Origin of the sequence: uncultured Ruegeria sp., from assembly GCF_947489545.1 — a bacterium.
Lineage (GTDB): Bacteria > Pseudomonadota > Alphaproteobacteria > Rhodobacterales > Rhodobacteraceae > Ruegeria.
Genome location: NZ_CANLDZ010000107.1, coordinates 1 through 266, shown reverse-complemented (window position 1 = coordinate 266; position 266 = coordinate 1). Strand labels below are relative to the sequence as shown.

Genomic DNA, 266 nt, shown 5'->3' with positions numbered 1-266 from the left:
GAGGCCACCAATGGCACAGGATAAAACCGTTCACAAAAAGAACCTGAAAGACAATCTCTGGCGCGACCTGCAGGTCTGTTACGACAAAGGCGGGACAAACTTCTGGAGTTACGAGCCAAAACCCAAGGGCATCTACTTTGCGAGCCACATCTATAGGCTCAATGGCACCGAGGCCGGCAACATCAGAATCTGGTCGACCGGTCAAAAAGGCGATGGCTATCTCCTGATTGTCCCGCTCGAGCGTTACAGCGCCAAACAGCTTCGCC

At 53.4% G+C, this 266-nt stretch carries 1 protein-coding gene; it reads left to right on the top strand.

From position 1 onward, the window contains the following. Positions 1-10: 10 nt before the first annotated feature. Positions 11-266, top strand: a 256-nt coding sequence (locus Q1B13_RS26955) for a hypothetical protein (protein ID WP_299085982.1), incomplete at its 3' end; no start/stop codon positions are given.